28 protein-coding genes are annotated in these 25,707 nt (G+C 71.3%); 7 read left to right on the plus strand and 21 right to left on the minus strand.

Annotation, left to right across the window (positions count from 1 at the left end; genetic code table 11):
* Positions 1–117 precede the first annotated feature (117 nt).
* Entirely contained in the window at positions 118–1,824 is a 1,707-nt protein-coding gene (locus P8A20_RS14020) for a glycerol-3-phosphate dehydrogenase/oxidase (protein WP_147959109.1), read from the minus strand.
* 255 nt (positions 1,825–2,079) lie between these two features.
* Here P8A20_RS14020 and P8A20_RS14025 point away from each other — a divergent pair, with 255 nt between their 5' ends.
* Positions 2,080–3,342 (plus strand): nucleotide sugar dehydrogenase, encoded by a 1,263-nt coding sequence (locus P8A20_RS14025; protein ID WP_147959108.1) that lies wholly within the window; start codon positions 2,080–2,082, stop codon positions 3,340–3,342.
* A 114-nt stretch (positions 3,343–3,456) separates the two neighbouring features.
* Positions 3,457–4,092, plus strand: coding sequence for a hypothetical protein (locus P8A20_RS14030; RefSeq protein ID WP_306103608.1), 636 nt, complete (start codon positions 3,457–3,459; stop codon positions 4,090–4,092).
* 69 nt (positions 4,093–4,161) lie between these two features.
* On the opposite strand, the gene P8A20_RS14035 is transcribed toward P8A20_RS14030, so the two are convergent.
* From P8A20_RS14035 to P8A20_RS14050, 4 genes are all read right to left on the minus strand, one after another.
* Positions 4,162–5,286: a GuaB3 family IMP dehydrogenase-related protein gene (locus P8A20_RS14035; RefSeq protein WP_015578403.1), complete on the minus strand. Its 1,125-nt coding sequence runs from the start codon at positions 5,284–5,286 to the stop codon at positions 4,162–4,164.
* A gap of 104 nt (positions 5,287–5,390) precedes the next feature.
* Positions 5,391–6,893: an IMP dehydrogenase gene (gene guaB, locus P8A20_RS14040; RefSeq protein WP_147959106.1), complete on the minus strand. Its 1,503-nt coding sequence runs from the start codon at positions 6,891–6,893 to the stop codon at positions 5,391–5,393.
* A gap of 136 nt (positions 6,894–7,029) precedes the next feature.
* Positions 7,030–7,605 (minus strand): sigma-70 family RNA polymerase sigma factor, encoded by a 576-nt coding sequence (locus P8A20_RS14045; protein WP_030123887.1) that lies wholly within the window; start codon positions 7,603–7,605, stop codon positions 7,030–7,032.
* A gap of 377 nt (positions 7,606–7,982) precedes the next feature.
* The gene (locus P8A20_RS14050) at positions 7,983–8,594 is read right to left on the minus strand and encodes a response regulator transcription factor (RefSeq protein ID WP_003948568.1); all 612 of its coding nucleotides are present in this window, start codon (positions 8,592–8,594) and stop codon (positions 7,983–7,985) included.
* 434 nt (positions 8,595–9,028) lie between these two features.
* On the opposite strand from P8A20_RS14050, the gene P8A20_RS14055 reads away from it, so the two are divergent.
* Positions 9,029–9,358 (plus strand): WhiB family transcriptional regulator, encoded by a 330-nt coding sequence (locus tag P8A20_RS14055; protein WP_147959105.1) that lies wholly within the window; start codon positions 9,029–9,031, stop codon positions 9,356–9,358.
* 113 nt (positions 9,359–9,471) lie between these two features.
* Here the strand turns inward: P8A20_RS14055 and P8A20_RS14060 are convergent, their stop codons facing one another.
* Positions 9,472–10,362, minus strand: a complete 891-nt coding sequence (locus P8A20_RS14060; protein WP_147959104.1) for a LysR family transcriptional regulator — start codon at positions 10,360–10,362, stop codon at positions 9,472–9,474.
* An 82-nt stretch (positions 10,363–10,444) separates the two neighbouring features.
* On the opposite strand from P8A20_RS14060, the gene P8A20_RS14065 reads away from it, so the two are divergent.
* Entirely contained in the window at positions 10,445–11,119 is a 675-nt protein-coding gene (locus P8A20_RS14065) for an MOSC domain-containing protein (RefSeq protein ID WP_306103609.1), read from the plus strand.
* A gap of 159 nt (positions 11,120–11,278) precedes the next feature.
* Complete coding sequence (locus tag P8A20_RS14070; protein WP_147959102.1) at positions 11,279–12,052, plus strand: SDR family NAD(P)-dependent oxidoreductase; 774 nt, start codon at positions 11,279–11,281, stop codon at positions 12,050–12,052.
* A gap of 71 nt (positions 12,053–12,123) precedes the next feature.
* On the opposite strand, the gene groL is transcribed toward P8A20_RS14070, so the two are convergent.
* From groL to P8A20_RS14085, 3 genes are all read right to left on the minus strand, one after another.
* Positions 12,124–13,749: a chaperonin GroEL gene (gene groL, locus P8A20_RS14075; RefSeq protein ID WP_306103610.1), complete on the minus strand. Its 1,626-nt coding sequence runs from the start codon at positions 13,747–13,749 to the stop codon at positions 12,124–12,126.
* Positions 13,750–13,847: 98 nt separating this feature from the next.
* Positions 13,848–14,156 carry a co-chaperone GroES gene (groES, locus tag P8A20_RS14080; RefSeq protein WP_003966899.1) on the minus strand — a complete coding sequence of 103 codons (309 nt, stop codon included), beginning with the start codon at positions 14,154–14,156 and terminating at the stop codon, positions 13,848–13,850.
* A gap of 347 nt (positions 14,157–14,503) precedes the next feature.
* Entirely contained in the window at positions 14,504–15,439 is a 936-nt protein-coding gene (locus P8A20_RS14085; RefSeq protein WP_147959101.1) for a polysaccharide deacetylase family protein, read from the minus strand.
* A gap of 90 nt (positions 15,440–15,529) precedes the next feature.
* On the opposite strand from P8A20_RS14085, the gene P8A20_RS14090 reads away from it, so the two are divergent.
* Entirely contained in the window at positions 15,530–16,744 is a 1,215-nt protein-coding gene (locus P8A20_RS14090) for a THUMP-like domain-containing protein (RefSeq protein WP_147959100.1), read from the plus strand.
* Between the two features lie 114 nt (positions 16,745–16,858).
* On the opposite strand, the gene P8A20_RS14095 is transcribed toward P8A20_RS14090, so the two are convergent.
* The 9 genes from P8A20_RS14095 to tsaB form a co-directional block, all read right to left on the minus strand.
* Positions 16,859–17,509: a hypothetical protein gene (locus P8A20_RS14095; protein ID WP_147959099.1), complete on the minus strand. Its 651-nt coding sequence runs from the start codon at positions 17,507–17,509 to the stop codon at positions 16,859–16,861.
* 62 nt (positions 17,510–17,571) lie between these two features.
* The gene (locus P8A20_RS14100; RefSeq protein WP_147959098.1) at positions 17,572–17,844 is read right to left on the minus strand and encodes a DUF1876 domain-containing protein; all 273 of its coding nucleotides are present in this window, start codon (positions 17,842–17,844) and stop codon (positions 17,572–17,574) included.
* A gap of 76 nt (positions 17,845–17,920) precedes the next feature.
* Positions 17,921–18,382, minus strand: coding sequence for a VOC family protein (locus P8A20_RS14105; RefSeq protein ID WP_306103611.1), 462 nt, complete (start codon positions 18,380–18,382; stop codon positions 17,921–17,923).
* Between the two features lie 72 nt (positions 18,383–18,454).
* The gene (locus P8A20_RS14110; RefSeq protein ID WP_371606199.1) at positions 18,455–19,696 is read right to left on the minus strand and encodes an RNA polymerase sigma factor; all 1,242 of its coding nucleotides are present in this window, start codon (positions 19,694–19,696) and stop codon (positions 18,455–18,457) included.
* Positions 19,697–19,770: 74 nt separating this feature from the next.
* Positions 19,771–20,127: a YciI family protein gene (locus P8A20_RS14115; protein WP_014154553.1), complete on the minus strand. Its 357-nt coding sequence runs from the start codon at positions 20,125–20,127 to the stop codon at positions 19,771–19,773.
* Positions 20,128–20,272: 145 nt separating this feature from the next.
* Positions 20,273–20,542, minus strand: coding sequence for a hypothetical protein (locus P8A20_RS14120; protein ID WP_147959095.1), 270 nt, complete (start codon positions 20,540–20,542; stop codon positions 20,273–20,275).
* The gene (tsaD, locus tag P8A20_RS14125) at positions 20,539–21,645 is read right to left on the minus strand and encodes a tRNA (adenosine(37)-N6)-threonylcarbamoyltransferase complex transferase subunit TsaD (RefSeq protein WP_306103613.1); all 1,107 of its coding nucleotides are present in this window, start codon (positions 21,643–21,645) and stop codon (positions 20,539–20,541) included. Before tsaD ends, P8A20_RS14120 begins: the two co-directional genes overlap by 4 nt.
* Entirely contained in the window at positions 21,645–22,136 is a 492-nt protein-coding gene (gene rimI / locus P8A20_RS14130; protein ID WP_147959093.1) for a ribosomal protein S18-alanine N-acetyltransferase, read from the minus strand. Before rimI ends, tsaD begins: the two co-directional genes overlap by 1 nt.
* Positions 22,133–22,780, minus strand: coding sequence for a tRNA (adenosine(37)-N6)-threonylcarbamoyltransferase complex dimerization subunit type 1 TsaB (tsaB, locus tag P8A20_RS14135; protein ID WP_147960399.1), 648 nt, complete (start codon positions 22,778–22,780; stop codon positions 22,133–22,135). Before tsaB ends, rimI begins: the two co-directional genes overlap by 4 nt.
* Before the next feature lie 144 nt (positions 22,781–22,924).
* Between tsaB and P8A20_RS14140 the strand changes: the two genes are divergently transcribed.
* Entirely contained in the window at positions 22,925–23,506 is a 582-nt protein-coding gene (locus P8A20_RS14140) for a hypothetical protein (protein ID WP_306105148.1), read from the plus strand.
* Positions 23,507–23,541: 35 nt separating this feature from the next.
* On the opposite strand, the gene P8A20_RS14145 is transcribed toward P8A20_RS14140, so the two are convergent.
* The 3 genes from P8A20_RS14145 to P8A20_RS14155 all read right to left on the minus strand — a co-directional run bounded on the left by P8A20_RS14145 (position 23,542) and on the right by P8A20_RS14155 (position 25,684).
* Complete coding sequence (locus P8A20_RS14145) at positions 23,542–23,736, minus strand: hypothetical protein (protein ID WP_147959091.1); 195 nt, start codon at positions 23,734–23,736, stop codon at positions 23,542–23,544.
* Positions 23,737–23,901: 165 nt separating this feature from the next.
* On the minus strand, positions 23,902–24,438 hold the full coding sequence (gene tsaE, locus P8A20_RS14150) for a tRNA (adenosine(37)-N6)-threonylcarbamoyltransferase complex ATPase subunit type 1 TsaE (RefSeq protein WP_147959090.1): 537 nt from the start codon (positions 24,436–24,438) through the stop codon (positions 23,902–23,904).
* Positions 24,439–24,457: 19 nt separating this feature from the next.
* Positions 24,458–25,684, minus strand: coding sequence for an alpha/beta fold hydrolase (locus tag P8A20_RS14155; RefSeq protein ID WP_306103614.1), 1,227 nt, complete (start codon positions 25,682–25,684; stop codon positions 24,458–24,460).
* Positions 25,685–25,707: the final 23 nt, after the last annotated feature.

A 25,707-nucleotide genomic window follows, 5' to 3' on the forward strand; every position in this document is an offset into this window, starting at 1 on the left:
GTTCCCCCGCGGGCCCACCCAGGGGCCGACGGGGGCCCGTGCCTCGGCGCGGCACGATGTCCGGCGCTGCGGAACCCGCTGCGGCACGGCACGGAGTCCGGCCCGGCCGCGCCCGCCTCAGCGCGGCACGATGTCCGGCGCCCCCAGCCGTGCCGCGTCGGCCGTCAGGTCGTCGGGCTGCCGCTGGGACTCGCGTTCCGCTTCCACCCGCTTGCGGTAGTGCTCCACCTCCCGTTCGATCCGGTCGGTGTCCCAGCCGAGCACCGGCGCCATCAGGTCCGCGCACTCGCGGGCACAGCGGGTGCCCCGGTCGAAGGTCTCGATGGAGATCCGGGTGCGCCGGGTCAGGACGTCGTCGAGGTGGCGGGCGCCCTCGTGCGAGGCGGCGTACACGACTTCGGCTCGCAGGTAGTCCTCGGCGCCCGCGAGCGGCTCTCCCAGCGTGGAGTCGCCCTTCACGAGTTCCAGGAGTTCCTCCGTCATCGAGCCGTAGCGGTTGAGCAGGTGCTCCACCCGGACGACATGCAGCCCGGTGCGGGCGGCGATCCTGGCGCGGGCGTTCCACAGGGCGCGGTAGCCCTCGGCCCCCAGCAGCGGGATGTCCTCGGTGACGCAGTCCGCCACCCGCTGGTCGAGCGCGTGCACCGCCTCGTCGACGGCGTCCTTCGCCATCACCCGGTACGTCGTGTACTTCCCGCCCGCCACGACGACGAGGCCCGGCGCCGGATGGGCCACCGTGTGTTCACGCGAGAGCTTGCTGGTGGCGTCCGACTCGCCGGCCAGCAGGGGCCGGAGCCCGGCGTAGACGCCCTCGACGTCGTCCCTGCCCAACGGGGTGTTCAGGACCGAGTTCACGTGTTCGAGCAGATAGTCGATGTCGGCGCTGGAGGCCGCCGGGTGGGCCTTGTCCAGGTCCCAGTCGGTGTCGGTCGTACCGATGATCCAGTGCCGCCCCCACGGGATCACGAAGAGCACGGACTTCTCGGTCCGCAGGATGAGTCCGGTCGTGGAGTGGATGCGGTCCTTGGGCACGACGAGGTGGATGCCCTTCGACGCCCGGACGTGGAACTGCCCGCGCTCGCCGATGAGGGCCTGGGTGTCGTCGGTCCACACGCCGGTCGCGTTGACGACCTGCTTGGCCCGGATCTCGTACTCGGCGCCGCCCTCGACGTCCTGCACCCGCGCGCCGACGACCCGCTCACCCTCCCGCAGGAAGCCGGTCACCCGCGCGCCGTTCGCCACGTGCGCGCCGTAGCCCGCGGCGGTGCGCACGAGGGTCGCGACGAACCGCGCGTCGTCCATCTGGGCGTCGTAGTACTGCAGGGCTCCGACCAGGGCGTCCTTACGCAGGGCAGGAGCGACCCGCAGCGCGTGACGGCGCGAGAGGTGCCGGTGCACGGGCAGCCCGCGGCCGTGGCCCGAGGACACCGACATCGCGTCGTACAACGCGACGCCCGAGCCGGCGTACAGACGCTCCCAGCCCTTGTGCTGCAAGGGATAGAGGAAGGGAACGGGCTTGACCAGGTGTGGCGCGAGCCGCTCCAGGAGCAGCCCGCGCTCCTTCAGCGCCTCCCGCACGAGCGCGAAGTCCAGCATCTCCAGATACCGCAGGCCGCCGTGGATCAGCTTGCTCGACCTGCTGGACGTGCCGGACGCCCAGTCGCGTGCCTCGACCAGTCCGGTGGAGAGTCCTCTGGTGGCCGCGTCCAGCACGGTCCCGGCGCCTACCACGCCCGCTCCCACGACCAGCACGTCCAGTTCGCGCTCGGCCATCGCGGTCAGCGCCTCGGTGCGCTCCGCGGGTCCCAGTGTCGCTGTCCTCACTGCTGCCTCCCGGTAGTCCCGGTGCATCGGGGGTGGTACGGCACGGGTTCGGGGACCGGCCGGAGGGCCGGGCGGCCCGTGCCCACCTCTCGATTCTGTCCGCGGTCCACGACTTCAGCCACCGCCTGTGGACAACACCCGCCCCACAAGAGTCACAGAATGCGACATATAGGTCATATTTACGCCTAGTCTGACATAGCGCTGTCCACAGCAGTTGCACTTTCTGTCTCTTGGCCTTAGGGAAGGACGGCCCACATGCCCGCAGACCTCGCCGTCATCGGACTCGGTCACCTCGGCCTGCCTCTCGCCCAAGCAGCCGTCGGCGTGGGAATCGACACCGTCGGCTACGACACCGACCCACGTCCTTACGCCGAACTCTCGGCGGGCCGTACTCCGGTCGAGGGATCTCTCAGCGCGTCCGACATCCGCCGGATGCTCTCGGGCGGTTTCCGGCCCACCGCCGATCCGGCCGAACTGGGCCGCGTACGCACCGCCGCGATCTGCGCACCCACGCCCCTCGGGCCGGACCGCACCCTCGACCTCGGCGCGGTGACCGACGCGGCCCGCGCGCTCGCCGCGCGGCTGCGGCCGCACACCACCGTCCTGGTGGAGTCGGCGGTGCCGCCGGGGACCACCGAGAACGTCGTACGCCCCCTGCTGGAGGAAGGGTCCGGGCTGCGCGCCGGACGGGACTTCCACCTCGCCCACTCCCCCGGCCGCCTCGACCCCGGCAACCGCGTCCACGTCTACGGCAACACCCCGAAGGTCATCGGCGGCCTCACCCCCGCGTGCACCGAGTCCGCCGCCGCCTTCTACGGACGGCTCACCGACAAGGTGGTCAGGGCCCGCGGGCCGCGCGAGGCGGAGATGACGAAGGTCCTCGAAACCAACTTCCGGCACGTCAACATCGCGCTGGTCAACGAGATGGCGGAGCTCTGCCACGACCTCGGTGTCGACCTCTGGGACGTCATCAGGTGCGCGGAGACCAAGCCGTTCGGCTTCGAGCCCTTCCGCCCCGGCCCCGGGGTCGGGGGCCACGGCGTGGCGGTCGACCCCGGACACTTCCCGTACAACAGCCGTACCCCCGGGCACCCCCTGCGCATGGTCTCGCTCGCCAAGGAGATCAACGACCGGATGCCGAGCTATGTGATCCAGCGCTGCGCGACCCTGCTGAACGAGCACGGCAAGTCCGTCCGGGGCGCCCGGGTCCTGCTGCTCGGCGTCACGTACAAGCCGGACCTCGCCGACCAGGAGTCCTCACCGGCCCGCGAGATCGCGACCCGGCTGATGGACATGGGCGCCCAGATCGGCTACCACGATCCCCACGTCCTGGACTGGCGGGTGCGTGACCTGCCCGTGCCGCGCGCCGACTCGCTCTACGAGGCCGCAGCGAGGGCCGACCTGACGGTGCTTCTGCAACACCACCGCACGTACGACCTCCAGGGGTTGGCGGTGAAGGCCCAGCTCCTCCTGGACACCCGGGGAGCCACCCCGGCGGGGGCCGCCCACCGGCTGTGAGCGTCCTGGGGACGGGCCCGCCGGAATTCCCGGTGGGCCGTGTCGGTGCGGGCTGCTAGCCTGCGGCGTCACTTCTCGCACAGCCGTGCGCACCGTCCCAGGGGGAACACCCGTATGAGCCAGCCCGTACAGCCACCGAACCCGCCGCAGCAGCCCCACGGCGGCCAGCCGGCCGACGGCAACCCGTACGCGGGACAGCAGCCCGCGCCCGGCAACCCCTACGCCGGCCAGCAGCAGCCCGGTGCGCCGACGGGCAACCCGTTCGCGGGACAGCAGCCCGGTGCGCCTACGGGCAACCCGTTCGCCGGCCAGCAGCCCGGCCAGTTCGGCGGCGGCTTCCCTCCGGCCCCGCGCGGCAACGTGGGCCTGGGCGTGCTGACCGCGCTCGGTACGGCGATCGTCGCGGCGATCCTGTACGGCGTCATAGCCGGCTCCATCGAGCGCGAGGTCGGTTACGCGGCCATCGGTGTCGGCTTCCTGGTCGGTTTCGCGGCGAGCAAGGTCGGCGGTCCCCTCCCGGCCATCGGCGCGGCCAGTGCCGTCTTCTCCCTGGGCGCCGTCTTCCTCGGTCAGCTCGTCGCCATGTCGATGATCCTCGCGGACGGCCTGGGCGTCGGGTTCTCCGAGGTCTTCTTCGAGCACTTCGGCGACGTCGTGGACGTCTGGAAGCAGGAGTCCGACTTCATGACGTACCTCTTCCTCCTCCTGGGTCCGGTCGCCGCCTTCGGTGGCGCCAGGAAGGCAGCCTGACCAGCTGAGCGGCACGCGCGACGGCCCGGACCTCGAAGGTCCGGGCCGTCGCGCGTGTCGTGCGGGAGATCAGCGGCGGTGCTGCGAGTCCGCCACCGTCACCTCGACGCGCTGGAACTCCTTCAGGTCGCTGTAGCCCGTGGTGGCCATCGCCCGACGCAGCGCGCCGAAGATGTTCATCGAGCCGTCGGGCGTGTGCGACGGGCCGGTCAGGACCTCCTCGGTCGTGCCGACGGAGCCGAGGTCGACCAGCTTGCCGCGCGGCACGTCCTCGTGGACTGCCTCCATGCCCCAGTGCCGGCCGCGGCCGGGCGCGTCCGTGGCACGGGCCAGCGGGGAACCCATCATCACGGCGTCCGCACCGCAGGCGATCGCCTTGGGGAGGTCGCCGGACCAGCCGACGCCGCCGTCCGCGATGACGTGCACGTACCGGCCGCCGGACTCGTCCATGTAGTCGCGGCGGGCCCCGGCCACATCGGCGACCGCGGTCGCCATCGGGACCTGGATGCCGAAGACGTTGCGCGTGGTGTGCGCGGCGCCACCGCCGAAGCCGACGAGGACACCGGCCGCGCCGGTGCGCATCAGGTGCAGGGCGGCGGTGTACGTGGCACAGCCGCCGACGATGACCGGGACGTCCAGCTCGTAGATGAACTGCTTCAGGTTGAGCGGTTCGGCGGCGCCGGAGACGTGCTCGGCCGAGACCGTCGTACCGCGGATGACGAAGATGTCCACGCCCGCGTCGACGACGGCCTTGGAGAACTGCGCGGTGCGCTGCGGGGAGAGCGCCGCGGCGGTGACGACACCGGAGTCGCGCACCTCCTTGATGCGCTGCCCGATCAGCTCCTCCTGGATGGGGGCGGAGTAGATCTCCTGGAGCCGCGGGGTGGCGGTCTCGACCGGCATCTCGGCGATCTCGTCGAGGAGCGCCTGCGGGTCGGCGTGCCGGGTCCACAGCCCCTCGAGGTTGAGGACACCGAGGCCGCCCAGCTCACCGATGCGGATGGCGGTCTGCGGGGAGACCACCGAGTCCATGGGCGCGGCCAGGAACGGCAGCTCGAAACGGTAGGCGTCGATCTGCCAGGCGATCGAGACCTCCTTCGGGTCACGGGTGCGCCGGCTCGGCACGACAGCGATGTCGTCGAACGCGTATGCCCTGCGGCCGCGCTTGCCGCGCCCGATCTCGATCTCAGTCACGATGGTGTGGCCTTTCCTCTACGTCTGCGCTGACCAGTATCCCCGACGCACACGTGAGGGGCGGTCCCGGGAACACCGGTCCGCCCCTCACCTGCGCTGATGTCTTACTTCCTGCTGTAGTTCGGTGCCTCGACCGTCATCTGGATGTCGTGCGGGTGGCTCTCCTTGAGGCCCGCCGAGGTGATCCGGACGAAGCGGCCCTTGCTCTCCATCTCGTCGACGGTCGCGGCGCCGACGTAGCCCATGGTCTGGCGGAGGCCGCCGACGAGCTGGTGGAGGACGTTGGCCAGCGGGCCACGGTAGGGCACCTGGCCCTCGATGCCCTCGGGCACGAGCTTGTCGTCCGAGGAGACCTCGGCCTGGAAGTAACGATCCTTGGAGTAGGACCGTCCCTGGCCGCGGGACTGCATGGCGCCCAGCGAGCCCATGCCGCGGTACGACTTGAACTGCTTGCCGTTGATGAACATCAGCTCGCCCGGGGACTCCTCGCAGCCCGCGAGGAGGCTGCCCAGCATCACGCTGTCCGCGCCGGCGGACAGCGCCTTGCCGATGTCGCCGGAGTACTGGAGGCCGCCGTCGCCGATCACGGGGACGCCCGCGGCACGGGCGGCGAGGGCCGCCTCGTAGATCGCGGTGACCTGGGGAACCCCGATACCGGCGACCACGCGGGTGGTACAGATCGAGCCGGGTCCGACGCCGACCTTCACGCCGTCGACACCGGCGTCGATCAGCGCCTGGGCGCCGTCGCGGGTGGCGACGTTTCCGCCGATGACGTCGATGCCGACGCTCGACTTGATCTTCGCCATCCAGTCGAGGGCGTTGCTGTTGTGCCCGTGGGAGGTGTCGACGATCAGGAAGTCGACCCCCGCGGAGGCGAGCGCCTGCGCACGGTCCAGCGCCTCGGGGCTGGCTCCGACGGCCGCGCCGACCAGCAGTCGGCCTTCGGCGTCCTTGGCGGCGTTCGGGTACTGCTCGGCCTTCTTGAAGTCCTTGACGGTGATCAGGCCCTTGAGGACGCCCGAGTCGTCGACCAGCGGCAGCTTCTCGATCTTGTGGCGGCGCAGCAGCTCCATCGCCTCCACGCCGGAGATGCCGACCCGCCCGGTGACGAGCGGCATCGGCGTCATGACCTCGCGCACCTGGCGCGACCGGTCCGACTCGAAGGCCATGTCACGGTTGGTCACGATGCCCAGGAGCTTGCCCGCGGGGTCGGTGACCGGCACTCCGCTGATGCGGAACTTCGCGCAGAGCGCGTCCGCCTCGCCGAGCGTGGCGTCCGGGTGGACGGTGATCGGGTCGGTGACCATGCCCGACTCGGACCGCTTGACCAGGTCGACCTGGTTCACCTGGTCCTCGATCGAGAGGTTGCGGTGCAGCACGCCGACGCCGCCCTGGCGGGCCATGGCGATGGCCATCCGGGCTTCGGTCACCTTGTCCATGGCGGCGGACAGCAGGGGGATGTTCACCCGTACGTTGCGCGAGATGAGGGACGAGGTGTCGACCGCGTTGGGCAGGACCTCGGACGCGCCCGGCAGCAGCAGCACGTCGTCGTATGTCAGCCCGAGCGTTGCGAACTTCTCAGGCACTCCGTCGACGTTTGCAGTCATGACACCTTCCCCAAATGGCCTTGATCGGTGCGGATGTCCATGCTAACGGCCTCGCGAGGTGTCTCATTCCACGATCAAGATCACCTACCGGTTCTGTGGCATCCTCCACACCCGCCGGAGTTCCCGGAACCGGCCTCTACTGGCCCGCGAGGGCGCGCAGTCTGCTCAGCGCCCGGTGCTGGGCGACCCGGACGGCACCTGGGGACATTCCGAGCATCTGCCCGGTCTCCTCGGCGGTCAGACCGACCGCGACCCGCAGGACGAGCAGTTCGCGCTGGTTCTCCGGCAGGTTGGCGAGGAGCTTCTTCGCCCAGGCGGCGTCGCTGCTGAGCAGGGCCCGCTCCTCGGGGCCGAGCGAGTCGTCGGGCCGCTCCGGCATCTCGTCCGAGGGCACGGCCGTCGAACCGGGGTGCCGCATCGCGGCACGCTGGAGGTCGGCGACCTTGTGGCCCGCGATGGCGAAGACGAAGGCTTCGAAGGGCCTGCCGGTGTCCTTGTACCTCGGCAGCGCCATGAGTACGGCCACGCAGACCTCCTGCGCGAGGTCCTCGACGAAGTGACGGGCATCACCGGGAAGCCGGTTGAGCCGGGACCTGCAGTAACGCAGGGCGAGGGGGTGGACGTGCGCCAGCAGATCATGGGTGGCCTGCGCGTCGCCGTCGACGGCACGGTGCACCAGAGCACCGATCACCGTCGTCCCGTCCTCACGCATCGGACCATGGTGCCTTGACGGCGTCCGATCCGAGGCATCGCGTCCCGAGTTGTGCACCGAAGCGTTATCAGCGGCTGCGTCCCCACCGCCGGCGGACGTGCCGGCACGGTCGGTGGACGCGTCGACCGGTTCGTCCTCGGCGTGGTGAGTGAGTGCTCCAGCGTTCTGAGCGGGTGCGCCGGATGTCATGTCCTGCGCCCTCCCCTTCCGCTCGACCGAATGTTCCCCTAGGAACTCCACAACCCCAAGGATGCGGCATCGGCCGGAAAGCGTCACACAGCGCTGGTGGGAACGGCCCGGCCGCAGGTCCGCCACCACCGTCGCCCCGTCCGCCGACGCGCGGACGGGATCACACGGTCACCGGCCACGCCGCGGCATCAGCGGACCAGGCCCCAGCGGAATCCGAGCGCGACGGCGTGCGCGCGGTCCGAGGCACCGAGCTTCTTGAACAGCCGCCGCGCGTGCGTCTTCACCGTGTCCTCGGAGAGGAACAGCTCGCGTCCGATCTCCGCGTTGGACCGGCCGTGGCTCATGCCTTCGAGCACCTGGATCTCCCGGGCCGTGAGCGTCGGCGCCGCGCCCATCTCCGCGGACCGCAGCCGGCGCGGGGCGAGCCGCCAGGTCGGATCGGCGAGCGCCTGGGTCACGGTCGCGCGCAGTTCGGCACGCGAGGCGTCCTTGTGCAGGTAGCCGCGGGCTCCGGCGGCGACCGCGAGTGCGACACCGTCGAGATCCTCGGCGACGGTCAGCATGATGATCCTGGCCCCGGGGTCCGCCGAGAGCAGCCGCCGGACCGTCTCCACACCCCCGAGACCGGGCATGCGTACGTCCATCAGAATCAGATCCGAACGATCGGCTCCCCAGCGGCGGAGGACTTCCTCCCCGTTCGCCGCTGTGGTCACACGCTCGACGCCGGGCACGGTCGCAACCGCGCGGCGGAGCGCTTCTCGGGCAAGCGGGGAGTCGTCGCAGACGAGGACGGATGTCATGACCGTCCTCCGCAGCTGATGCGCGTCACCTTGAGCCTCCAGGCTGGTACAAGTCGTCACCTGTGCGGTTGACCCCCTCGGACATGTGCCCGAGCTCGTTCTCCGTCAACCGCCTCCCCCTCATCAACGACGGTCACTCGAAAGAGTTACGGGCCAAAGCATCCGGTTCGGCACTCTAAGTGAGGGGTCGCACACGGAGGAGAGCGACACGGAGTCATTCACCCGTCAATCGATCTTCCACCCGGCGACCTGCCCCATTTAGCGGGTTTTCTTCCCTTTTGCTGGCGTCTATGGCTAGATTCGCAATCAGTCATATTTACATCTACTAAGACCGTAGATGTACCGTCGGGACTCCGGTCACCGTCGAGCAAGAGACGAGCGACAACGGTCGAGGACGCCGTTTCCGAACCAGCAAGGTTTCGAGGGGACACGCAATGGCAGATTTCTCCCGCCTTCCAGGACCCAACGCGGACTTGTGGGACTGGCAGCTGCTGGCCGCCTGCCGCGGGGTCGACAGTTCGCTGTTCTTCCACCCCGAAGGAGAACGTGGAGCGGCCAGGAGCGCCCGTGAGACCTCGGCGAAGGAGGTCTGCATGCGCTGCCCGGTGCGCGCCGAGTGCGCTGCGCACGCACTCGCGGTGCGCGAGCCCTACGGCGTCTGGGGCGGTCTGACCGAGGACGAGCGCGAGGAGCTCATGGGCCGCGCCCGCAACAGGCTGATCTCCGCCCACTCAGGTCCGCCGCCGGAGCCCGGCCGCACCTGACACACCGCACGGACCATCGAACGCAGAAACGTTTCCTCCGGCTGGGCGCCCGCCGCCCGACCGGGCGCGCCCGCCGTCGGACCCGCTGGACCGGGTGCGGCGGACCGGGCCGGTCAGCGTGCCGCCGCCAGGGACAGCTGGTCCAGGGTCGCCGCCACCGCCGGCACACGGGCGAGGTCGGGCAGGGTGAGGGCGACGATCTCCCGCTCCACGGCAGGCTCCACCGTCACGCTCCGTGCCCCCTTGGGCCGTACCGACTCCAGGGCGAGCCCGGGCAGGACGGCGACTCCGAGACCCGCCCCGACGAGGCCGATCACCGCCGGGTAGTCGTCGGTGGCGAAGTCGATCCTGGGGGTGAAGCCGGAGGTCTCGCAGACCTCCACCAGCTGGCGCCTGCAACGCGGGCATCCGGCGATCCACGGCTCGTCGGCGAGCTCGCCGATGCCCACCGCGTCCGCCCCCGCGAGCCGGTGCCCTTCCGGCACCAGGCCGATCAGCCGGTCCTTGAGCAGCGGACGCACGACCAGGTCGTCCCATTCACCGGTGGCCGTGCCGTAGCGGAACGCGAGCGCGATGTCGCAGTCACCGTCGCGCAGCATCTCCACCGAGCGGGGCGGCTCCGCCTCGACGAGCGAGACCTGGGTGCCGGGATGCGCGGCGCGCAGGGCGGCGAGGGCGCCGGGGACCAGGGTGGAGCTTCCGCTGGGGAACGACACGAGCCGGACCCGGCCGGCCCGCAGTCCGGCGATCGCGGCGACCTCCTCCTCGGCGGCGGTCAGCCCGGCGAGGATGCCGGAGGCATGGCGCACCAGCGCCTCACCGGCCTGGGTGAGACGCATCTCGCGCCCCGTGCGGATCAGCAGCGGCGTGCCCGCGGAGGTCTCCAGGGCCTTCATCTGCTGGCTGACGGCAGGCTGGGTGCAGCCCAGCTCCCGCGCGGCGGCGGAGAACGAGCCGGTGGTGGCGACGGCGCGCAGGACACGGAGATGACGGGCTTCGATCACCCTTCAACCATAAGGGACTCTTGCAGAATCAGTCGATTTATCGTCAGCGACTTTGAGGGCCTCACGGCTAACCTGTCGGGTTATGAAGGTGCTCACCGTGAATCTCGGCCGTCCCACTCCCTCCGCGCACTCCGACGCGACCGACGGCCTCACCGGGATCGGCAAGCAGCCGTCCGACGTCCCGGTGAGGGTGACCGACCCCGGCCCCAAGGGCAGCGGGGGCAGCGGCCTGGCCGGTGACGCGGTGTGCGACCTCCGGCACCACGGCGGGACCGACCAGGCGGTGTACGCGTACGCCCGTGAGGAGCTCGACGCCTGGGAGAAGCAGCTCGGCCGCCCCCTGCCCAACGGCGCGTTCGGCGAGAACCTCACGACCCTCGGCCTCTCGGTGAGCCACGCGCGGATCGGTGAGCGCTGGAGGATCGGCGACGAGCTGGTCCTCGAGGTGACCTCGGGCCGCATCCCGTGCCGCACGTTCGCGGGCCATCTGGGCGAGCGGGGCTGGGTGAAGCGGTTCACGCGTGAGGGGGCCACGGGTGCTTACCTCCGCGTGGTCGAGCCGGGCACGATCCGTTCCGGAGACCCTGTCGAGGTGGTGCACGTGCCCGACCACGACATCACCGCCGCGCTGGAGTTCAGGGCCACGACCACGGAGCGGGAGCTCCTGCCCCGTCTGCTCGACGCCGGGGACGCGCTGCACACGGAGACGCTCCGGGCGGCGCGGGCGTACATCGCGAAGCAGAGCCCCGCCTCCTAGGAGGTTCCGCCCGGAGCGGTCGCGCCGCGGGCGGTCGCCGACGCGGAGTCCGGCGCACACGGTCCGACGGGCCGCGGCGGGCCCCCGGTCCCCGGTGGCTCCGGCCTGGAGGAGAAGGCGGGTCGGGACCCCTGTCAGGCGGAGGCTAACGTGCCGCTTATGACGACTGCACTGATTACGGGCGCGACGGCGGGGATCGGGGCCGCCTTCGCACGGCGGCTCGCGGGTGACGGGCACAATCTGGTGCTGGTGGCCCGTGACACGGAGCGGCTGCGGGTCCAGGCCACGGAGCTGCACGACCGGCACGGCATCGAGGCCGAGGTGCTGACGGCGGACCTGTCCACGGATGCCGGCATCGAAGCGGTCGCCGCGCGGCTGACGGACCGTGTGAGCCCGGTCGACCTGCTGGTCAACAACGCCGGCTTCGGCAACAAGGGCCGCTATCTGGACGTGTCCGTCGCCGACGAGCTGACGATGCTGAAGGTCCACTGCGAGGCCGTGCTGCGGCTGACCTCGGCAGCGGCGGGCTCGATGCGGGAACGCGGTCGCGGCGGCGTGGTCAACGTGGCCTCGGTCGCGGCCTTCCTGCCGCGGGGGACGTACGGGGCGTCGAAGGCGTGGGTCGTGCAGTTCACCCAGGGTGCGGCGAAGGACCTGGCGGGTACTGGGGTGCGGCTGATGGCGCTGTGCCCCGGATTCGTACGGACCGAGTTCCACGAGCGGGCCGGAATGGGGACGGGCAACATCCCGGACTGGATGTGGCTCGACGCGGACAAGCTGGTGGCCGCGGCCCTGGAGGACCTGGCCCGGGGCAGGTCCGTGTCGATCCCGGACCCGCGCTACAAGGCGCTGATGGGCCTGGTGAAGCTGACGCCCCGCAGCCTCCTGGGCGGAGTCACCTCCCGCGCGGGCCGGACGTACGGCCCCGAGTAGCCCCGCACCGACACCGAGGCCCGGTGCCCCCGCGACGGGGGTACCGGGCCTCGGTGTCGTACGGAGCCGTACTAGTGGGAGTGGCCGTGGCCGCCGTGACCGGCGTCGGCCTCTTCCTCGGCCGGCTTCTCGACGACCAGGGTCTCGGTCGTGAGGAGCAGCGACGCGATGGACGCGGCGTTCTCCAGGGCGGAGCGGGTGACCTTGACCGGGTCGATGACGCCGGCCTTCACCAGGTCGCCGTACTCACCGGTCGCGGCGTTGAAGCCCTGACCCTTGTCGAGCTCGGCGACCTTCGAGGTGATGACGTAGCCCTCGAGGCCCGCGTTCTCGGCGATCCAGCGGAGCGGCTCGACGGCGGCACGGTGCACGACCGCGACACCCGTGGCCTCGTCGCCGGTCTTGCCGAGGTTGCCCTCGAGGACCTTGACGGCGTGGACCAGAGCGGAGCCACCACCGGAGACGATGCCCTCCTCGACCGCGGCGCGGGTCGCGGAGATGGCGTCCTCCAGACGGTGCTTCTTCTCCTTGAGCTCCACCTCGGTGGCGGCACCGACGCGGATCACGCACACGCCACCGGCCAGCTTCGCGAGGCGCTCCTGGAGCTTCTCGCGGTCCCAGTCGGAGTCCGTGGACTCGATCTCGGCCTTGATCTGGTTGACGCGGCCCTTGACGTCGGCGGAGTCGCCGCCGCCGTCGACGATGGTCGTGTCGTCCTTGGAGACGGTGACGCGGCGGGCGGTGCCCAGCACGTCCAGACCGGCCTGGTCGAGCTTGAGGCCGACCTCCTCGGCGATGACGGTCGCACCGGTGAGGGTGGCGATGTCGCCGAGCATGGCCTTGCGGCGGTCACCGAAACCGGGGGCCTTCACCGCGACGGCGTTGAAGGTGCCACGGATCTTGTTGACGACGAGGGTGGAGAGCGCCTCGCCCTCGACGTCCTCGGCGATGATCAGCAGCGGCTTCGAGGCGCCGGCCTGGATGACCTTCTCCAGGAGCGGGAGCAGCTCCTGGATGGAGCCGATCTTGCCCTGGTGGATCAGGATGTACGGGTCGTCGAGGACGGCCTCCATACGCTCCTGGTCGGTCACCATGTACGGGGACAGGTAACCCTTGTCGAAGGCCATGCCCTCGGTGAACTCGAGGTCCAGACCGAAGGTGTTGGACTCCTCGACGGTGATGACACCGTCCTTGCCGACCTTGTCCATCGCGTCCGCGATGAGCTCGCCGACCTGCGGGTCCTGCGCGGAGAGCGCGGCCACGGCGGCGATGTCGGCCTTGTCGTCGATCGGGCGGGCGGTCGCGAGGAGGTCCTCGGACACGGCCTTCACGGCGGCGTCGATGCCCTTCTTCAGGGCTGCCGGGGACGCGCCCGCGGCGACGTTGCGCAGGCCTTCGCGGACGAGGGCCTGGGCGAGCACGGTGGCGGTGGTGGTGCCGTCACCCGCTACGTCGTTGGTCTTGGTCGCCACCTCCTTCACCAGCTGGGCACCGAGGTTCTCGTACGGGTCGTCGAGCTCGACCTCGCGCGCGATGGTGACACCGTCGTTGGTGATGGTGGGGGCGCCGAACTTCTTGTCGATGACGACGTTGCGGCCCTTCGGACCGATCGTCACCTTCACCGTGTCGGCAAGCTTGTTGACGCCGCGCTCAAGGGCGCGACGGGCGTCCTCGTCGAACTTCAGAATCTTCGCCATGGGCTGAGCTGTCCTCTCAAACGAACTGCGCCCCTCGCCGCCCGGCTAGTTATTTCGCAGGGGGCCAGGGGCGCAGAACAGAAGCAAACGTGGGTGAACTACTTCTCGACGATCGCGAGAACGTCGCGCGCCGAGAGGACGAGGTACTCCTCGCCGTTGTACTTCACCTCGGTGCCGCCGTACTTGCTGTACAGCACGACATCGCCGGTCTTGACGTCGAGCGGAAGGCGCTCGCCGTTCTCGAAGCGGCCCGGGCCCACGGCCAGGACGACGCCCTCCTGGGGCTTCTCCTTGGCGGTGTCCGGAATGACCAGGCCGGAAGCCGTGGTCTGCTCGGCGTCGAGCGGCTGGACCACAATGCGGTCCTCGAGCGGCTTGATCGCAACCTTGGAGCTGGTGGTCGACACGATCCGGTCTCCCCCTTCGGAGATCTCACGGGGTTTAACAGTCTGTGGGTGGCGACCAGGTCGATCCGTCGTCGCGGGTGCCGGACCTGCCCTGTCGCGCAGTTGTGCTGGCACTCTCCATCGGGGAGTGCCAGCACTGAGACTATGACCGCGATTAGCACTCGGTCAAGCGGAGTGCCAATTCACCACCCTCGCGTGGCGTCGCGGGGACCGCCGTACGCCCGGACAACGCGGGAAGGGGCCGCGGTGTTCCGGGGTGCGCACGGCGGAGATCACGGGGAGGACGGATGGCGCGGGAGGACGGACGCCCCGTCATGAGGTCCGTACCCGCGCCGGCCGCGGATCCGTCAGACGTAGTCCTCCAGCCTGGCCACGGCGTACCCCTTGTCCGTGACCGTCCTCATGACGCGGCGGATCATGTCGGCCATGGACCCCTTCCAGTCCTCCTCGCCCCTGAAGTGGGTGAGGATGATGTCGCCGGGGTGCAGGTCCTGGTCCCACTCGCGCCACTCCATGTGGTCGGGGAACGCCTCGGCCGCCCACAGGGGCACGGCCTTGATGCCGCAGGACTGCGCGACGCGCAGGGTGTCGCCGTTGTAGTTGCCGTAGGGCGGCCGGAAGAGCGTGGGCCGCTTCCCGAAGTACTTCTCGAGCTTGTCCTGCTCGCCGCAGATCTCCCGCCGCTGGTCCTCCTTCGAAAGCCCCGGCAGGTAACGGTGGTTGAGCGTGTGGTTGTTGAGGGTGACACCGCGGGCCTGCATGTCCTTGAAGTAGCCGTAGTCGTCGCTCACCACGTAGTCGCTGAGGAAGGCGCTGTACGGGATCTTCAGCTCGGTCATCATCCGCAGCAGTTCGGGGTCCTTCTCCGCCCCGTCGTCCATCGTCAGGAAGACGATCCGCTCCTTGGTGGGCACGGTGGTGAAGACCGGCGGCAGCGTCTCCCCGCCCTCCACCTCGAAGCCCTCACGGGTCGTGATGCGCGGCTTCACGGCGGGTGGCGCGGGAGCGGCGAGCGGCATCTTCGCCAGCCCCCACTTCCTCGCGGCGGCGACCCGGGCGGCCTGTTCCCGCTTCAGCCGCTGGGCCTTGGCCTCGGCGGCGGCGCCCTTCTGGGCGGCGGCTCCCGGCTGACCGGCGACGGGCTCCCGAGGGCCGCCCGCCCCTTCGTCCGCACCGTCGGCGCACCCGGAGGCGACCGCGCCGACCATCAGGGCGGCCAGGACCGCACAGACCGTTCTCCGGCGCTTTACGGGGAATTTTTCTTTTTGTCTTACTAGCTGCATGGCGCCGCATCCTGCCACCGGGGCATCGGCCTCCCGCCGCGACACCTCCGGCGGACCCGGCACGTCCCCCGGCTGGCTCACAATGGGTCCGTGAACGCCATTCCCCCCACCGACCCGGCCGATCCGCTCGTCGCATTCGCCGCCCTGCGCACCCCCGAGGGCGCCGCGCTCCTGGACGAGCTGCGCGACCACGACCCCGCCCGGGAGCTGGCGACCGCGACCCGGCTGCGCCGTTCGCACCCCGCCGCCCTGGTGTCGGCGGCACTCGGCCAGGCGCGGCTGCGGCAGCGCGCGGTGGCGAAGTTCGGGGCGCGGGACGCGTACCGCATGTTCTTCACCCCGAACGGCGTGGAGCAGGCGACCCGCACCTCGGTCGCCGGCCACCGCGCCGAGCGGTTCGCGGGGCTCGGCGTACGGAGCGTGGCCGACCTGTGCTGCGGGATCGGCGGCGACGCGATCGCCCTGGCCCGGGCGGGCATCTCGGTCCTGGCCGTGGACCGGGATCCGCTCACCGCCCAGGTGGCCCGTGCCAACGCCGAGGCGCTGGGACTCCAGGACCTCGTCGAGGTGCGGTGCGCCGACGTCACCGAGATCGACACCGCCCCCTACGACGCCGTCTTCGTCGACCCGGCGCGGCGCGGCGGGCGGGGCAGAATCTTCGACCCCGAGGCCTATTCGCCGCCGCTCTCCTGGGCGACCGGAGCCGCGCTGAAGGCGCCCCGTGCCGCGCTGAAGATCGCCCCCGGCGTCCCCCACGAGGCGATCGGACCGCAGGCCGAGGCCGAGTGGATCTCGGACGGCGGCGATGTGAAGGAGGCCGTGCTCTGGTTCGGCGAGGGCTTCACCCCCGGGGCGTTCCGGGCCACGCTGCTCCCGTCCCGCACGACCCTCGTCTCCCACGGCCCGCTGCCCGCACCGCCCGTCGGCCCCGTCGGCCGGTACCTGTACGAGCCGGACGGCGCCGTCATCCGAGCCCATCTGGTGGCCCGGATCGTGGAGGCGTGCGAGGGCCGGCTGATCGACGAGACGATCGCCTATGTCACGAGCGACGTGCCGTACGAGTCCGACGCCACCGCCGCGTACGAGATCACCGATCAGCTGCCCTTCAACATGAAGAAGCTGAAGGCGCTGCTGAGGGAACGCCAGGTCGGTGTCCTGACCGTCAAGAAGCGTGGCTCGGCGGTCGAACCGGAGGAGCTGCGACGGAAGATGAAACTCCAGGGGCCGCACGCGGCGACGGTCTTCCTGACCCGGGTTGCCGGGGCGCCGACGATGCTGATCGGACAGCCGGTGAAGCGGCCCTGACGAGCCTCCCGGCCTGCCTGCCGGTGCCGACCCGACGAGCCTCTCGACCGGGCGGCCGGTCGGCGGGCCCCGCCCCGAGCAGCCTCTCGACCGGACGTCCCCTCGCGGCTCCGGTCAGCCCTCCACCGTGATGAGCGGGTCCGCAGGCACCCCGACGAGCACCCGGAGTACCCAGCGCCGATGGGCGAAAGCCTTGACGAGCCCGGTCAGTCCGGTCAGCCACGCGAGGAACCCGAGCCCCATGAGCAGGGTGACCAGACCGTACGTCTCCTCGCCGGCCCTGGCGGTCGCCGGGACGACGACGCAGGCGAACAGGCCGACGGCGCAGAGCGCGAACGACATCAGCAGCCACAAGAGGCTCACCCGCGGCATGCGCAACCGCGCGTCCTCCGTTGGATCCCGGTCCAGGCCGCCCCACTCCACGAGGAGCCGGTGGACCCGCAGGTCCCTGGACACACCGACGACGAGGAGGACCAGCCCGGGGACCGTCACGGCCGCACCGCCCGCGAGGCAGACGACGCCCGGGACCACGCCGAGGGCGTCGTAGGCGTCCTCGAACATGAGGAGTGCCGCCCCCACGAGCGCCCAGCCCAGGGCGGCGACACCCGCCCACATCCAGAGGATCCCGAGCCGCGCGGGCCCGATGAACATCTTCACCAGCTCACCGAGGACGGCAGCCCGGTCCCTCAACAGGGCTTCCCGGTCGGGCCATGCGCGCATCTCCACGGGCGGGGGCGAGGGCGGAAGAGGTGAACGACTGGGCATGGCCCAGAGGTTACCGAGTCCGCGCGCCGCCCTGCACCGCTGGAACGCCTCGGCCGGTCAGGTCAGGTCAGCGGGTACGACGCCCGGCCCGACGCCTCGTCGATCTCGTCGTGCGCCTTGGTGAGCAGTTTCATCGCCAGTTCGTTGAGCGCGCGGGCGCCGGCGATCTCCTCGCCCACCCGTGGCTGTTGCGAGTCGGACGGATGACGGCTGGCGTAACCGTGGGCCCGTACCTCGGTCCCGTCGCTCAGCCGCACCATCGCGGCCGCGCGGGTCCGGTGGGTGTCCTCCTCGAATTCCAGCTCGACATGCCATCCGACGGCGGTCTCCATCATGACCGTCACCTCCCGGGGTCTCCTGTTTCCAGGGTGCGCCCGTCGTCCCGCCCCCGCACTGCGTGCGGCCTGTGCCTCAGGCGTCCAGAAGGGCCTGGACATCCAGCTTCCGCATGCCCGTCATCACCTTCATCGCCCGCCCCGCCCTGGCCCGGTCGGGACCTCCGAGCAGCTCGGGCAGCGCACGCGGGACGATCTGCCAGGACAGGCCGTACCTGTCCTTCAGCCAGCCGCACATGCTCTCCTCACCGCCCTCGGTGAGCTTCGCCCACAGCCTGTCGACCTCCTCCTGGTCCACGCAGTCCACGCTCAGCGAGACGGCCTCGCCGAAGTGGAACTGGGGGCCGCCGTCGAGGCCGAGGTACTCCTGGCCCGCGAGCACGAATTCGACGGTCAGCACCGATCCGGCCGACTCCGTCCCCTCGGGCCGGCCGGTGACCTTCTCGATACGGGAGTCACCGCCGAACACCGAGACGTAGAACGTGGCCGCTTCCTCCGCCTGGCCGTCGAACCACAGACAGGGCCTGATCTTCTGCATGGTCTCTCTCCTCCACTCGCCGCTCCGCTCCGCGGAACGCTGTGCAGGGTGGACCGTCACGGGACGCGGAACTCATCGGGGCACACCCTCGGCGCGGGCGAGCAGCAGCTCCCGTTCCCGCGCGTTGCGCGTCAGCTCGGACGCGCGTACGAACGCGGCTCGCGCCTCCTCGCCTCGCCCCAGCCGTTCCAGCAGGTCGCCCCGCACACTCGGCAGCAGGTGGTACCCGGAGAGGGCCGGGTCGTCCAGGAGCGCGTCGGTCAGGGCGAGGCCGGCCTCCGGTCCTTCGGCCATCGAGACTGCCACCGCCCGGTTCAGCTCCACCACCGGCGACGGGGCGACCACCTCCAGCCGGCCGTAGAGGGCGGCGATCACCGGCCAGTCGGTGTCGGACCAGCGCACGGCGCGGGCGTGACAGGCGGCGATCGCGGCCTGGAGGGAGTACGGCCCCGGGGCGCTTCCCAGCGCGTGCGCCCGTTCAAGGGCCACGAAGCCCCGCCGGATCAGCAGCTGGTCCCACCGGGCGCGGTTCTGCTCCGCCAGCAGGAGCGGTGTGCCGTCGGCGCCCGTCCTGGCGCGGATCCGGGACGCCTGCAGTTCCAGGAGGGCGACCAGCCCGTGGACCTCCGGTTCCCGGTCCATCAGCCCCGCCAGCTGACGCGCGAGCCGCAGCGCGTCCTCGCAGAGCGCGGGGCGCAGCAGGTCGTCGCCGACGGTGGCCGCGTACCCCTCGTTGAAGATCAGGTAGATCACGTCGAGCACCGAGCCCAGCCGGGCGGAGCGCTCCGGGCCCGACGGCACCTCGAAGGCCACGCCCGCACGTCCGAGGGTCCGTTTGGCGCGGACGATGCGCTGGGCGACGGCGGACTCCCGGACCAGGAACGCGCGGGCGATCTCGTCCGTGCTCAGGCCGCCGAGCAGCCGGAGGGTGAGTGCGACGCGCGCCTCGGTGGAGAGCACCGGATGGCACGAGGTGAAGATCAGCCGGAGCAGGTCGTCGTCGATGCCGTCCGGGTCGGCCGGTTCGGGCGGCGGCACGTCCTCCAGCGCCCTGCCGGCCTCGGCGAGCTTGCGGGCGTAGGTCTCCCTGCGGCGTACGAGATCGATCGCCCGGTGCTTGGCGGTGGCCATGAGCCAGGCCCCGGGGCGGTCCGGGACGCCGTCCTCGGGCCACTGCTCCAGCGCGGCGACGAGTGCGTCCTGCGCGATCTCCTCGGCGATGCCCACGTCCCGCACGATGCGCGCCGTGCCGGCGATGATCCTGGCCGACTCGATGCGGTACACGGCCTCGACGGCGCTGCTCGTTGCTGTCACGAGCACATATCAGAGCAGCCGGGGGCGGGCGCGGCAAGGATCGTCCGCCCGCCCCGTTCTGCCGGCCGTGCCCGTCAGCCTTCGGCGATCTCGCGGATCTCGGAGGTGATCGTCCAGTACGGCTCGTGGACGGCGAGGAAACGCTTGGTCCACTCCAGGATCTCCGCCTTGTCCTTGGCCTGGATGAGGGCGTAGCCGCCGATGACCTCCTTGGTCTCGGTGAACGGCCCGTCGGTGACGGTGAACTCGCCGTTCGACCAGGTGACCCTGGTGCCTTCGGAGGTCGGGGTGAGTCCCGCGGTGTCCAGGAGGACGCCGGCCTTCGTCATCTCCTCGATGAGCGCCCCCATACGCTCCATCAGCGCCTCGCTGGGGCCCTCCGCGGGGGCGTTCTTCTCGTCGATGCGGACCATCGTCAGGTAGCGCGGCATGGTGTCTCCTCGGACTCGGGAAGCGGGGCTGTTCCCCGCCTCTCACCCATGCGTCGAACGGGAGGGGCCCGGATCGACACGTGCGGGAAGATTTTTTCAGGATTCTTCTCCGGCAGGCACCCGGTCCCGCGCTCCCGCCCCCGGATCAGCCGCCCGCCGGGCCGAGGGACTCGAAGCGCCACCGGTGGACGGCGCGGGTGACGAGCCCGGCGTCCGGCTCCGGCAGCTCCGGCAGCTCGTCGTCGTACGCCGCGTCCCACCAGGTCAGCACGAGCACCCGGTCCTCGGGGGCGCGCAGCAGTTCGCCGCGCAGCGGCTTCCGCGACAGCTCGGCCGCCCTCGCCCCGGCCCACTCCAGCAGCTCCGCGCCCCTGCCCTGCGCGGCGCGGGCCTCCCACATCAGGGCGACGGTCATGAGTAGAGGTTGTCCTTGCTGATCTCGTGCACGTGGTCGTGGCCGTGGTCGTGGCTGTGCGCACCGGGCACATGGGTCTCCGTGACCGGCAGGGAGGAGTCCGCCGAGAGGCCGAGGTCGGACACGGGGCGGTTGCGCGCCACCATCTCCGCGCCGAGGGCGGCGACCATCGCCCCGTTGTCCGTGCAGAGTCCCGGCCGGGGGACCCGCAGCCTGATCCCGGCCTTCTCGCACCGCTCCTGGGCGAGTGCCCGGAGCCGCGAGTTGGCCGCGACGCCGCCGCCGATCATCAGGTGGTCCACGCCCTCGTCCTTGCAGGCCCGGACGGCCTTGCGGGTGAGGACGTCCACGACGGCCTCCTGGAAGGACGCCGCCAAGTCCCGCACGGGGACGTCCTCGCCCGCCGCGCGCTTCGCCTCGATCCAGCGCGCCACGGACGTCTTGAGCCCGGAGAAGGAGAAGTCGTAGGCGGGATCGCGCGAGCCGCTCAGTCCGCGCGGGAAGGCGATCGCCTTCGGGTCGCCCTCCCTGGCCAGCCGGTCGATGACCGGGCCGCCGGGGAAGCCGAGGTCCAGCACCCGGGCGATCTTGTCGAAGGCCTCGCCCGCCGCGTCGTCGATGGTCGCGCCGAGCGGCCGTACGTCGTTCGTGATGTCAGGGGCCAGCAGCAGCGAGGAGTGCCCGCCGCTCACCAGCAGCGCCATCGTCGGCTCGGGCAGCGGGCCGTGCTCCAGCTGGTCGACGCAGATGTGCGAGGCGAGGTGGTTCACCCCGTACAGCGGCTTGTTCAGGGCGTACGCGTACGCCTTGGCGGCCGAGACGCCGACGAGCAGGGCCCCGGCGAGCCCGGGTCCGGCCGTGACCGCGATGCCGTCGAGGTCACGCGCGCTGATCCCGGCGTCCTTGAGGGCGCGCTCGATGGTGGGGACCATCGACTCCAGGTGGGCGCGGGAGGCGATCTCGGGTACGACACCGCCGAAGCGGGCGTGGGTGTCGACGCTGGAAGCGACGGCGTCGGCGAGGAGCGTCGTCCCGCGCACGATGCCGACACCGGTCTCGTCGCAGGAGGTCTCGATGCCCAGTACGAGCGGTTCGTCAGCCATCAGTCTGTCTCTGTTCCTTGTACGGTCAGGCGCATGACGAGTGCGTCGATGTTGCCCGGCTGGTAGTAGCCCCGCCGGAAGCCGATGGGTTCGAAGCCGAAGCGTTCGTACAGCTTCTGGGCGCGGGTGTTGTCGACGCGGACCTCCAGGAGCACCGCGGCGCATTCGAGTGCGGTGGCGTGCCGGAGCAGGTCGGTCAGCAGTTCGGAGCCGAGGCCGCCGCCCCACCGGTGCCGGCCGACCGCGATCGTCTGGACGTCGGCGAGGTCGCCGGCCGAGGCCAGTCCCGCGTACCCGACGATCCGGCCGTCGGCGGGGTCCTCGGCGACGACGTAGCGGTGGGTGGCCCCGGGTCCGCGGGTGCGCGCCAGCTCGGACCAGAACATGCCGGCCGACCAGGCGTCGTCGGGGAACAGTTCGTGTTCCAGCTCCAGCACCGGCTCGATGTCCCACCAGCGCATCTCGCGGAGCACAGCGGTCGCGGTGGTCACTTGGGGGTGACCACCTTGTAGTTCTTCGGGACCTGGGCGTCGGGCCTGCGGAGGTAGAGCGGCTGGGGCGGCAGCAGTGCGGCGCCGGCGGCCAGCTGCTCGGCGGCGAGGGCGGCGAGCGCGGCGGCGGAGACGTGTTCCGGGCCGCGGGCGTCCGGGAATGCCCCGGGGTAGAGCAGCGCGCCGGCACCGGCGACGGGCAGCCCGGCGAGCCGCTCCGCGATGTCGGCGGGCCGGTCGACGGAGGGTTCGCCGTCCCGGGTGCGGAAGTCCTCGTACCGCGCCCAGTAGACCTCCTTGCGGCGCGCGTCGGTCGCGACGACGAAGGGGCCTTCGAGGCCGTCCAGGCCGGCGGCGTACGCGAGGGCGTCGAGCGTGCACACTCCGTGCACCGGCACGGAGAGCGCGGACCCGAAGGTCGCGGCGGTGACCAGGCCGACGCGCAGCCCGGTGTACGGGCCGGGGCCGACGCCGACGGCCACGTCGGTCACGGCGTCGAGCTTCACCCCGGCCTCCGCGAGGACCCGGTCGACGGCGGGCAGGAGCAGCTCCCCGTGCCTCCGGGCGTCGACCTGGCCGGTCTCGGCGACGACGGAGGTCCCGTCGTGAAGGGCGACGGTGACGGCGGGGGTGGCGGTATCCATGGCGAGCAGCAGCACACAAACAGCCTACGGCTCCGCCGACTCGGTCACGGCAGCCCGTACGGCGTCCCGGTCTCCCCTTCCGCTGCTGGTACCGTCGCCGGGTATACGCGTGTACGACGTAAATGCTTGTACGACATGCGACGAATGCATGTGAAAGGGGAACTCACGGTGGCAAGGGGCAGCTCGGGAATCGTGGCCGGGCTCACTGCCGCGGCGGTGGCCGCGGTCTGTTTCCTCGCCTACCAGGCGTCGGCGAACGCGCCCGACTCCGTCGCCGTCCCCTCGGCAGGGCCCTCCAGCTCGCCGGTGGAACCGTCCGCGAAGCCGGAGCCGACGAAGGAACCGCTGGCGGTCCCCGAGGACTCCGACACCGGGGCCCGCGTCGTGTACGCGTTGAAGGACCGCCGGGTCTGGATCGTGGACGACAAGGAGGAGACCCTCCGGACGTTCACCGTCATGCCGAGCTCCGTGAGCCCGCTGCCCGGTGTCTACACCGTGTCCTCGCGCTCCGGCACCATCAAGGGTTCCGACGGTGTGCTGATCGAACACGTGGTGCGCTTCGCGAACGTCGACGACGTGTCCGTGGGCTTCAGTGCGGCCCAGGACGGCTCGATGAAGAGCCCCGACCCCACGATGAAGACCGGTGGCGTCCGGATGAAGCGGGCCGACGGCGACGTGCTGTGGACCTTCGCCACGGTCGGCGTGCGGGTCGTCGTCGTCCCCTGAGACACCTCGCGTCCGCGGCCGGGCCCCGGACCGGGTCAGGCCGCGTCGCGCCCCGCGGCGGGCGGTGCTTCGTCGGTGTCGTCCACGTCCGTGTGTTCGTCGCGGGGCGGCGTCGACACCGCTGTCGCGGCGGCGCAGGAGGCCAGCAGGTCCTTCATGGACACAGCCGACACCGCCGGCGGCTCCACCTGGGACGACTGCGGCTGCACTTCACGCTCGGGTGCCGGCATGGATGCCTCCTCGGGCTTCGGTGAGAGGCGTGGTTAGGTAGACCTAACCAGTCCCTCTACCCCATGTGACCACGACGGGGCTCCCCGGCGCAACATTTTACCGACGTCCTGTCGGAAAGCGACGCGTCGGGAACACGGGGTACGGACGTCACCGCACCGGGCCGGCTACCGGAGGACCGTGAGCTCGGCGCCCAGTCCCGCCCAGCGCGCGCCGATCCCCACCAGCGTCACCGTGCGGCGCTCGTCGTCGGTGTCGCCGACCGCCCGGTCGATCACCACGCGCAGCCGGTCCTCGGACAGCTCCTCGACCTTGCCGTCGCCCCACTCCACGACGATCACCGACTCCGGCAGCGACACGTCGAGGTCCAGGTCCTCCATCTCGTCGAGCCCGCCGCCCAGGCGGTACGCGTCGACGTGGACCAGGGCGGGGCCCTCGCCCAGCGGCGGATGGACCCGGGCGATCACGAAGGTCGGCGAGGTGACGGCGCCGCGTACGCCGAGGCCCTCGCCGAGCCCCCGGGTCAGCGTGGTCTTGCCCGCGCCGAGCTCGCCGGTGAGCATCACCAGGTCTCCGGGCGCCAGCACACCGGCGATCCGGCGGCCCAGCTCCTTCATCTCTTCGGGGGACTCGACGGCGACGTCCAGGGTGACGGTGCCCGGTGCGACGGTGTCGGCCACCGGGCCGTTGTGCGCTGCTTCCATGCCGACCAACGGTAGAGGATCAGCGCGCCTCGGCCGGAACGGCTCCGATCCGCACCAGCAGGTCCGCGAGCCGGTCGGTCACCGTCTCCGGGTGCTCCAGCATCACCAGGTGCCCCGCGTCCGGCACGATGACCAGCTCCGCGTCCGGAAGCTCGTCCGCGATGGCCTCGCTGTGCGAACTGGGCGTCACGAGATCCTTGTCACCGGCCAGGATCAGCACCGGGATCTCACGGAAGGCGGGCAGGGCGCCGCTCTTGTCGTGCTCGGTGAAGGCCGGGTAGAACTCCGCGACGACGTCGATCGGGGTGGACTCGATGAGCCGCTCCGCGAACCGTGCGACCGCCGGGTCCACGTCCCGCGATCCGAACGAGTACCGCTTGATCAGCCCCGCGAACAGGTCGGCGGTCGCCCGCCGTCCGCGCTCCACCAGCTCCGTCTGCGAGCCGAGCGCCTTGAGCACCCCGGGCAGCACCCGGCGCACCGCGTTCACGCCGGCCACCGGCAGACCGAAGTTCACCTCGCCGAGCTTGCCGCTCGACGTCCCGACGAACGCGACAGCGGCGACCCGGTCACGGATCAGCTCCGGGTACCGGTCGGCGAGCGCCATCATCGTCATGCCGCCCATGGAGTGCCCCACCAGCACCAGGGGTCCCTCGGGGGCCGCCGCGTCGATGACCGCCCTGAGGTCGCGGCCGAGCTGGTCGATGCCCACCGGCACGCCCTCGGCCTGCGCCCTGCCCCGCTCGGAACGCCCGTGGCTGCGCTGGTCCCAGTGGACCGTGCGGACCAGGCCGCGCAGCGCGGCGCGCTGGAAGTGCCAGGAGTCCTGGCCGAGGCAGTAGCCGTGGCTGAAGACGACGGTCAGCGGCGCGGGGTCCTTGCTGCCGAAGAGCCTGCGCCGCCGCGGACCGGTGCCCGCGGGGGCCCCCGCCCCGGGGCGTCCGCCCGCACGGCTCGTACCGCTGTCCGGTTCGATCTCGTCGACCTCGTAGTAGAGCTCGGTGCCGTCGTCCGCGACCGCCCGGCCGGGCCGTCCCCGCAGGGAGCCGTACGGGCCGGAGGCGTCCAGCGCGAGCCGGGCCTTCTTGCGCATGCCCCGGCCCACGGTGAGCCGTTCCACGGCCACACCCGCGGCCGCGCCCGCGGCGATGACGCCTATCGCCGCCCCGGCGATGCCCGCCCGGCGCCAGCCGGCCGCCGCGACGGCCGCCGTCGCCACCACGTCCTCCGCGCTGGTCTCGCTCACCGTGCCGTGCTCCTTCGTCGTGG

Source organism: Streptomyces sp. Alt3, assembly GCF_030719215.1.
GTDB classification, from domain to species: domain Bacteria; phylum Actinomycetota; class Actinomycetes; order Streptomycetales; family Streptomycetaceae; genus Streptomyces; species Streptomyces glycanivorans.